Raw genomic sequence first — 7,960 nt, forward strand, 5'->3', positions numbered from 1 at the left:
GCATGAAAAACAACGACCGCCCAGGTAATTGCCGGGATAATCAAGGAGTGGCAGCATGAGTTCAACGCAGACCGCGTCGCTGGAAGCGAGCCTGCAGCAGGGTGCACAAACATTAGGCATTACGCTGGATCAGCAGCAGCAGCAGCAATTGCTGGCCTATCTGAACTTGCTGGCGAAATGGAACAAGGTCTATAACCTGACCTCGATCCGCGAACCGGCGCAGATGATGACCCATCATTTGCTGGATTCGCTGGCGGTGGTGCCGGCCTTTGCCGCGGCCGAGAATGTGCTGGATGTCGGTGCCGGGGGCGGCTTGCCGGGCATGATCCTGGCGATCTGGGCGGGCAAGGCCAAGCCGGCAATGCGGGTGTCGATGATCGACACCGTGCACAAGAAAACGGCATTCCTGACCCAGGTCAAAGCAGAGTTGGGGCTGAGCAACGTCAGCGTCCATACGGCCAGGGTAGAGCAGCTGCAGGTGGCGCAGAAATTTGATGTGATCACCTCACGCGCTTTTGCCGAATTGGCGGATTTTATCAACTGGTCGGCGCATTTGCTGACAGATGATGGCCAGTTCATCGCACTCAAGGGCGTCAGGCCGGATGAAGAAATCGCCCGCTTGCCGGCCGGCTGGGAAGTAAGCAAAATCCGGCCGCTGGCGGTGCCGAGCCTGGACGCGGAACGGCATCTGATTTTTATCAAACGCAGCAAGCAATAACAGAAACGGATTTATCATGAACGCCTTTTTTCACACCCTTGGCATTACCGACGCCTGGCAGCTGATTGCCGCCACCGTGGTTTTCCTGGTACTGCCAGGGGCAGGGACTTTTTGCATCCTGACTGCGGCCGGCAAGGCCGGCCTGCGTGGCGGTTTTGCTTCCGTGCTCGGCGTCATGCTGGGCGATGCGGTGCTGATGTTCCTGGCGGCGATCGGCGTGGCGGCATTGCTGACGGCCAATCCGCTGGTGTTCAAGGGCGTGCAGTATCTGGGCGCCGCTTACCTGGCTTTCCTCGGCTGCAAGCTGCTGTTTGCCAAAAAGAAGGGTAGCGCCAGCACAGCCAGCGAAATTGCAGGCGGCGGCAATTTCACCCGCGGTTTCCTGGTGACCCTGGTCAATCCGAAATCGATCATCTTTTACATGGCGTTTTTCCCGCTGTTCATCGATCCGGCGGTGCATCGCGGCAGCCTGACTTTCCTGGCCATGGGCGCAATCATTTCCAGCTGCACATTGATTTACGGTAGTCTGCTGGTACTGCTCGGGAATACTGCCGCCAAGCGCCTCGGACAGAATCGCCGTATCGCCGCATTCGCCTCCAGGGCCGCAGGAATCTTCCTGATCGGTTTTGGCATCAAATTAACCACCAATTAATACGACCTGACCACTACATGGCAAAAATATTTTGTGTCGCCAATCAAAAGGGCGGAGTCGGTAAAACCACCACCGCCGTGAACCTGGCCGCTGGCCTGGCGCAGCTGAATCAGCGCGTACTGCTGGCCGATCTTGATCCGCAAGGCAACGCCACCATGGGCGCGGGGATCAACAAGGGCACATTGACTGCCTCGATTTATGAAGTGCTGTTGGGCATGTCGGATATCCAGTCGGTGCGCAAGACTTCCGAAACCGGCGGCTTCGATGTCTTGCCGGCCAATCGCGAACTGGCCGGCGCCGAAGTGGAAATGGTCGAACTGGAAAACCGCGAGAAGCGTTTGAAAGATGCTTTCGCCAGCGTCGCCGACGAATACGATTTCATCCTGATCGATTGTCCGCCGGCTTTGTCGATGCTGACCCTGAACGGCCTGTGCGCCGCCAACGGCGTCATCATCCCGATGCAGTGCGAGTACTACGCGCTGGAAGGTCTGTCGGACCTGGTCAACACCATCAAGAAGGTGCATGCCAACCTGAATCCGGACCTGAAGATCATTGGCTTGCTGCGCGTGATGTTCGATCCGCGCATGACTTTATCGCAACAGGTATCGGAAGAGCTGGAAAAGCATTTCGGCGACAAGGTGTTCAAGACGGTGATCCCGCGCAATGTGCGGCTGGCGGAAGCGCCGTCGTACGGTATGCCGGGCGTGAGTTTCGATGCGGCTTCCAAGGGTGCGCAGGCGTATATCGCCTTTGGCGCCGAGATGGTTGAGCGTATCAAGTCCATGTAATGCACAGCTAATACACTGGTAATACACGGCTAATACAGAAGTTATCCATGGGCTTAGTCACAGCTTATTCCCGGCTTGCCCACATGGTTGTCCACTGAGTTATCCACAGGCTGCCGGTCTGTGGCCTGTAATCTACGGTAGGAAAAGATGGTCACGAAAAAATCAAAGGGTCTGGGTCGCGGTCTCGAAGCCTTGCTGGGCGGATCGACCGATATTGCTGAAGCGGTGCCGACAGTGGTCGGCGCGCCGTCGGTATTGGCGGTGACGGTCATGCAGGCAGGTAAATACCAGCCGCGTACCCGCATGGATGAAGGCGCGCTGGCTGAACTGGCGTCATCGATCAAGGAGCAGGGCTTGCTGCAGCCTATCCTGGTGCGGCCGATTGCCTTGCACAACGGCGCCCAGCACTATGAAATCATCGCTGGCGAGCGCCGCTTCCGCGCCGCCCAGATGGCCGGCCTGATCGAAGTGCCGGTGCTGGTCAAGGATGTCGACGACCAGACCACGGCGGCGATGGCGCTGATCGAAAACATGCAGCGCGAGGACCTGAATCCGCTGGAAGAGGCGCAGGGCATCCATCGCCTCATCACCGATTTCAGTTTCACCCATGAACAGGCGGCGCTATCGGTAGGGCGCTCGCGCAGCGCGGTATCCAACCTGCTGCGCCTGCTGAACCTGGCCAAGCCGGTGCAGACCATGCTGATGGCCGGCGACATCGACATGGGCCACGCGCGCGCACTGCTGGCGGTCGATGCGGCAACCCAAATCACCCTGGCGAACCAGGTGGTGGCCAAGCGCATGTCGGTACGCGATACCGAAAAACTGGTGGTGCGTACGACGACAGAGGCGGAAGCGGCCAACCGTCCACCCAAGAACAAGGAAAAGTCGCGCGACATCGCACGGCTGGAAGAAGAGTTGTCGGATCTGCTGGCAACTCAGGTAACAATCAAGACGACGGCAAAGAATCGCGGCCAGCTGATCATCGATTTTTCCGATCTGGATACGCTGGATGGTTTGATCACCCGTCTCAAGGGTGTAGAGTAAGTTACAAAGGAAGCGGCGGCGGAGAACCCGGCGGATTTTTGGATTCACGGATTTGGTGCAACGTAGCAAATTTACGATGTCAGCTAATGTCCGGTTTGGGCCTGAAAATTTAGTCGGCAGCAGCGATTGGAGCCATCGTCGCCTGTTGTATAAGCTTATGATTCGGCAGCAAAAGTTTGACGAAAGCCGCGGCCAGCCTTTATAATCCTCGGGCTTCTAAATCAGCCGTGCACTAGCAATTGCGTGGTAGTCGCGTGATAACTGCGCTGCATCACCACACTGCAACCGCGTTCTGTTAAGCGAGTATTTTTCGCACATTATTGGGTCAGTATGCAGCGCATCGTGCTTATGCAATTTGTTACTACGGCCGTGCTGGCGTGCATAGCAGGTTTACTAGCCGGCGTATCCGGATTCTGTTCCGCGCTTTTAGGTGGTGTGTGCTGCGCGGTTCCCAATGGACTGTTTGCTCTCCGTCTTTACATCAGCGCGCGCAAGCCAGGTGGCGCCAACCCGATGTCTTTTTTCATCGGCGAGTTTGTCAAAATTGCTACAACGATTGCGCTGATTGGCGCGGTCGTATGGTTGTACCACGATTTGAATTGGCCGGCTTTTATCGTCAGCTTCATCGTGGTACTTAAAAGTTACATAATCTTACTTTTTAGACATCGATCATGACTGTAGCTCCAAGCGAAGCACTAACCCCCTCAGAATACATCCAACATCACCTTGGACATTTTGCCAACAGCCATCAGACAAATATAGTCGATTTCTCGATTATCAATATCGACACGATTTTCTGGTCGGTGTTCGCTGGCGTAGTCGGCTGTCTGCTGATGTACATCGCTGCGCGTAAAGCGACGGCAGGTGTACCAGGCCGCTTCCAGGCTTTCGTCGAAATGGTGGTCGAGATGGTTGACGACCAGGCCAAGGGCATCGTCCATGGTGACCGCAGCTTTATCGCGCCGCTGGCACTGACCGTGTTCATCTGGGTAGCCCTGATGAACTCGCTGGACTTCCTGCCGGTCGACATGTTTTCTTCCCTTTTCAAGTTGGTAGGCCTGGACGGCGTGATTTCGCATCACCGCGTGGTGCCTACCGCCGACCTCAACGGCACCATGGGCATCGCCCTCGGCGTGCTGGTCCTGATGCTGTACTACAGCTTCAAGATCAAGGGCGTCGGCGGCTTCCTGCACGAACTGGTGGCTGCGCCTTTCGGCATCTGGCTGGCTCCCGCCAACCTGCTGCTGAATGTGATTGAATTTGCCGCCAAGACCGTTTCGCTGGCGATGCGACTGTTCGGCAACATGTATGCCGGCGAACTGCTGTTCCTGTTGATCGCGCTGCTGGGCTCCACCGCTACGGCGTTTGGCTTTGTCGGCCACGTGATTGCCGGTTCGATCTGGGCGATCTTCCATATCCTGATCGTGTTGTTGCAAGCGTTTATTTTCATGATGCTGACCCTGGTGTATATCGGCCAGGCGCATGAAGCCCACTAATCAGTGCCGGTTGTGAATTTGTAGTATTGGTTTTAGATCTGTTTTTTGTATTAATTTTTTGTATTAATTTTTGTATTCACTTAACTTTGAAGGAATTGTCATGACTGATCTGTCTTTTGTTGCTTTGGCTTGTGGTTTGATCATCGGTTTGGGCGCTATCGGTGCTTGTATCGGTATCGCGATCATGGGCGGTAAGTACCTGGAAGCATCGGCACGTCAACCAGAACTGATGAACACTCTGCAAACCAAGATGTTCCTGCTGGCCGGTCTGATCGACGCTGCGTTCCTGATCGGTGTTGGTATCGCCATGTTGTTCGCATTCGCAAATCCATTCGTTCCTCACTAATTTAATCTAGCGTAACCGCATCGGCTGAAGTCGCTTCAGCCTACGTTATTCTTAGAAGGAACCACTATGAACCTAAATGCAACATTGTTTGCGCAGTTCGTAGTCTTCTTTATCCTCGCGTTGTTCACGATGAAATTCATCTGGCCGCCGTTGATAAAAGCGCTCGACGAGCGCGCCAAGAAGATTGCGGACGGCCTGGCAGCCGCTGATCGCGGCAAGGCAGATCTGGCAGCCGCTGAAAAGCGCGCTTCGGCAGAACTGGCGACCGCACGCGACGAAGGTCAAAAGCGTATTGGCGAAGCTGAAAAGCGCGGCCAGCAGATCGTCGACGAAGCCAAGAAAACGGCTGCCGAAGAAGCTGCCCGCATCATCGCTAACGCCAAGGCTGAAGCGGAACAGCAAATGACTAAAGCGCGTGAAGCACTGCGTGGCGACGTTGCGACCCTTGCGGTCAAAGGCGCCGAACAGATACTCAAGCGTGAAGTCAACTCTGCTGCTCATGCCGATTTGCTGAACCAACTGAAAACAGAGCTGTAATCATGGCAGAACTTGCAACGATTGCTCGCCCTTATGCAGAAGCGCTGTTCCGCGTGGCCAAGTCGCAAGATCTGGCAGCCTGGGCCAATCTGGTTTCGGAAATGGGACAAGTAGTGTCCCATCCTGAAGTCATGGCGCTGGCGCAAAATCCTGCCGTCTCGCATCAGCAGCTTGCTGATACGTTTCTGGCGCTGTTGAAATCGCCGCAGTCAGCCAGTGCCGAAGTCAAGAACTTCGTCGCGACGCTGGTTGATAACGGCCGTTTGGCGGCGTTGCCGGAAATCGCCGAGCAATTTCATGTGCTGAAGAACGCACAAGAAGGCGCCGCCGATGCTGAGATCACCAGTGCTTTCGAAATGACCGAAGCGCAAGTGAAGGATCTGATCACCTCGCTGGAAAAGAAATTCGGCCGCAAGCTGAACCCGTCGGTCACTGTGGATAACTCGCTGATCGGCGGTGTGCGCGTAGTGGTCGGCGACGAAGTGCTCGACACCTCGGTGCGTGCCAAGCTGCAAGAACTGCACGCTGCTTTGGCTGCCTGAGACCCCTGCGTATTTGCGTAACGAGCAACGAGAAAAATTTTAGGAGTTTATATGCAACTCAACGCGTCTGAAATCAGCGAACTGATCAAGAGCCGGATTCAAGGCCTTGGCGATACCGCTGAAATTCGCAATCAAGGCACGGTTATTTCCGTGTCCGACGGTATCTGCCGTATCCATGGTCTGTCTGACGTGATGCAAGGTGAGATGCTGGAATTCCCAGGCAATACCTTCGGCCTCGCGCTGAATCTCGAGCGCGACTCTGTCGGCGCCGTTATTCTGGGCGACTTCGAACACATTTCCGAAGGCGATACAGTCAAATGTACCGGCCGTATCCTGGAAGTGCCTATCGGTCCGGAACTGCGCGGCCGCGTAGTGAATGCACTGGGCCAGCCGATCGACGGCAAGGGTCCGGTCAACACCAAGCTGACAGCGCCGATTGAAAAGATCGCGCCTGGCGTTATCGCCCGTCAATCCGTTTCGCAGCCAATGCAGACCGGCATCAAGTCGATCGACTCGATGGTGCCGATCGGCCGCGGTCAGCGCGAACTGATCATCGGCGACCGCCAGACCGGCAAGACTGCTGTAGCGATCGATGCGATCATCAATCAAAAGGGCCAGGACGTGACATGTATCTATGTCGCTATCGGTCAAAAGGCATCGTCGATCAAGAATATCGTGCGCGCACTGGAAGCACACGGCGCCATGGAATACACGATCGTGGTTGCTGCATCGGCTTCCGAGTCGGCTGCGATGCAATACCTGTCGGCCTACTCCGGCTGCGCCATGGGCGAATATTTCCGTGACCGCGGTGAAGACGCGCTGATCGTGTATGACGATCTGTCGAAGCAAGCTGTTGCGTACCGTCAGGTATCGCTGCTGCTGCGCCGTCCACCAGGCCGTGAAGCTTATCCTGGCGACGTGTTCTACCTGCATAGCCGTTTGCTGGAACGCGCAGCACGCGTGAACGAAAAGTACGTTGAAGATTTCACCAAGGGTGAAGTCAAGGGCAAGACTGGTTCGCTGACTGCTTTGCCGATCATCGAAACCCAGGCTGGCGACGTTTCCGCTTTCGTTCCGACCAACGTGATTTCGATTACCGACGGTCAGATCTTCCTGGAAACTTCCTTGTTCAACGCTGGTATCCGTCCTGCGATCAACGCTGGTATCTCGGTGTCGCGCGTTGGTGGCGCTGCTCAGACCAAAGTCATCAAGAACCTGTCCGGCGGTATCCGTACCGACTTGGCGCAGTATCGTGAACTGGCTGCGTTTGCGCAGTTTGCTTCCGACCTCGACGAAGCGACCCGCAAGCAGCTGGACCGCGGTGCACGCGTGACCGAGCTGTTGAAGCAGGCGCAATACTCGCCGCTGTCGATCTCGCTGATGGCCGTGACTCTGTTCGCAGTCAACAAGGGCTTCCTGGACAGCATCGAAGTCAAGCAGGTACTGCCGTTCGAAAGCGGTCTGCACAGCTTCATGAAGACTAGCCACGCGCCTTTGCTGCAAAAGATCGAAGAAACCAAGCAACTCGATAAAGATGGCGAAGCTGCATTGTCCGCTGCCGTTGCTGATTTCAAAAAATCGTTCGTGGCTTAATTTAACTGGGATCCATAACAATTGCGGGACAGAGTTTGAGAGGCGCCGAAGGGCGACGAATTACTCTCTCCCCAACTGACTAGGAAGGTATATGGCTACTGGGAAAGAGATACGCAGCAAGATCAAGAGCGTAGAAAATACGAAGAAGATCACCAAGGCGATGGAAATGGTCGCCGCATCCAAAATGCGCAAGGCGCAGGACCGGATGCGTGCGGCACGTCCCTACAGTGACAAGATTCGTAAT

Annotated in this window: 11 protein-coding genes; all 11 read left to right on the forward strand. The window is 55.6% G+C overall.

Annotation, left to right across the window (positions count from 1 at the left end; genetic code table 11):
* Nucleotides 1–55: 55 nt before the first annotated feature.
* On the forward strand, nt 56–718 hold the full coding sequence (gene rsmG / locus VNZ65_RS08205; RefSeq protein WP_325667861.1) for a 16S rRNA (guanine(527)-N(7))-methyltransferase RsmG: 663 nt from the start codon (nt 56–58) through the stop codon (nt 716–718).
* 16 nt (nt 719–734) lie between these two features.
* Nucleotides 735–1,370 carry a leucine efflux protein LeuE gene (gene leuE / locus VNZ65_RS08210; protein WP_325667863.1) on the forward strand — a complete coding sequence of 212 codons (636 nt, stop codon included), beginning with the start codon at nt 735–737 and terminating at the stop codon, nt 1,368–1,370.
* Nucleotides 1,371–1,387: 17 nt separating this feature from the next.
* Entirely contained in the window at nt 1,388–2,158 is a 771-nt protein-coding gene (locus VNZ65_RS08215) for an AAA family ATPase (protein WP_325667865.1), read from the forward strand.
* A 147-nt stretch (nt 2,159–2,305) separates the two neighbouring features.
* On the forward strand, nt 2,306–3,202 hold the full coding sequence (locus tag VNZ65_RS08220) for a ParB/RepB/Spo0J family partition protein (protein WP_325667867.1): 897 nt from the start codon (nt 2,306–2,308) through the stop codon (nt 3,200–3,202).
* Between the two features lie 330 nt (nt 3,203–3,532).
* Complete coding sequence (locus tag VNZ65_RS08225; RefSeq protein ID WP_325667869.1) at nt 3,533–3,877, forward strand: ATP synthase subunit I; 345 nt, start codon at nt 3,533–3,535, stop codon at nt 3,875–3,877.
* Nucleotides 3,874–4,698, forward strand: a complete 825-nt coding sequence (gene atpB / locus VNZ65_RS08230) for a F0F1 ATP synthase subunit A (protein ID WP_325667871.1) — start codon at nt 3,874–3,876, stop codon at nt 4,696–4,698. Before VNZ65_RS08225 ends, atpB begins: the two co-directional genes overlap by 4 nt.
* A gap of 100 nt (nt 4,699–4,798) precedes the next feature.
* On the forward strand, nt 4,799–5,044 hold the full coding sequence (atpE, locus tag VNZ65_RS08235) for a F0F1 ATP synthase subunit C (RefSeq protein WP_054265477.1): 246 nt from the start codon (nt 4,799–4,801) through the stop codon (nt 5,042–5,044).
* A gap of 66 nt (nt 5,045–5,110) precedes the next feature.
* Nucleotides 5,111–5,581: a F0F1 ATP synthase subunit B gene (locus VNZ65_RS08240; RefSeq protein WP_061945542.1), complete on the forward strand. Its 471-nt coding sequence runs from the start codon at nt 5,111–5,113 to the stop codon at nt 5,579–5,581.
* 2 nt (nt 5,582–5,583) lie between these two features.
* Nucleotides 5,584–6,123 carry a F0F1 ATP synthase subunit delta gene (locus tag VNZ65_RS08245; RefSeq protein WP_325667878.1) on the forward strand — a complete coding sequence of 180 codons (540 nt, stop codon included), beginning with the start codon at nt 5,584–5,586 and terminating at the stop codon, nt 6,121–6,123.
* Nucleotides 6,124–6,174: 51 nt separating this feature from the next.
* The gene (atpA, locus tag VNZ65_RS08250) at nt 6,175–7,716 is read left to right on the forward strand and encodes a F0F1 ATP synthase subunit alpha (protein ID WP_325667879.1); all 1,542 of its coding nucleotides are present in this window, start codon (nt 6,175–6,177) and stop codon (nt 7,714–7,716) included.
* 91 nt (nt 7,717–7,807) lie between these two features.
* The coding region (locus tag VNZ65_RS08255) for a F0F1 ATP synthase subunit gamma (protein ID WP_325658817.1) at nt 7,808–7,960 on the forward strand (153 nt) is incomplete at its 3' end.

The organism is Collimonas sp., from assembly GCF_035566555.1.
GTDB lineage: Bacteria > Pseudomonadota > Gammaproteobacteria > Burkholderiales > Burkholderiaceae_D > Collimonas.

Excerpts from the sequence above, each read along its gene's own strand:
- rsmG (WP_325667861.1), top strand. The coding sequence starts at position 56 with ATGAGTTCAACGCAGACCGCGTCGCTGGAAGCGAGCCTGCAGCAGGGT.
- leuE (WP_325667863.1), top strand. The coding sequence starts at position 735 with ATGAACGCCTTTTTTCACACCCTTGGCATTACCGACGCCTGGCAGCTG.
- VNZ65_RS08215 (WP_325667865.1), top strand. The coding sequence starts at position 1,388 with ATGGCAAAAATATTTTGTGTCGCCAATCAAAAGGGCGGAGTCGGTAAA.
- VNZ65_RS08220 (WP_325667867.1), top strand. The coding sequence starts at position 2,306 with ATGGTCACGAAAAAATCAAAGGGTCTGGGTCGCGGTCTCGAAGCCTTG.
- VNZ65_RS08225 (WP_325667869.1), top strand. The coding sequence starts at position 3,533 with ATGCAGCGCATCGTGCTTATGCAATTTGTTACTACGGCCGTGCTGGCG.
- atpB (WP_325667871.1), top strand. The coding sequence starts at position 3,874 with ATGACTGTAGCTCCAAGCGAAGCACTAACCCCCTCAGAATACATCCAA.
- atpE (WP_054265477.1), top strand. The coding sequence starts at position 4,799 with ATGACTGATCTGTCTTTTGTTGCTTTGGCTTGTGGTTTGATCATCGGT.
- VNZ65_RS08240 (WP_061945542.1), top strand. The coding sequence starts at position 5,111 with ATGAACCTAAATGCAACATTGTTTGCGCAGTTCGTAGTCTTCTTTATC.
- VNZ65_RS08245 (WP_325667878.1), top strand. The coding sequence starts at position 5,584 with ATGGCAGAACTTGCAACGATTGCTCGCCCTTATGCAGAAGCGCTGTTC.
- atpA (WP_325667879.1), top strand. The coding sequence starts at position 6,175 with ATGCAACTCAACGCGTCTGAAATCAGCGAACTGATCAAGAGCCGGATT.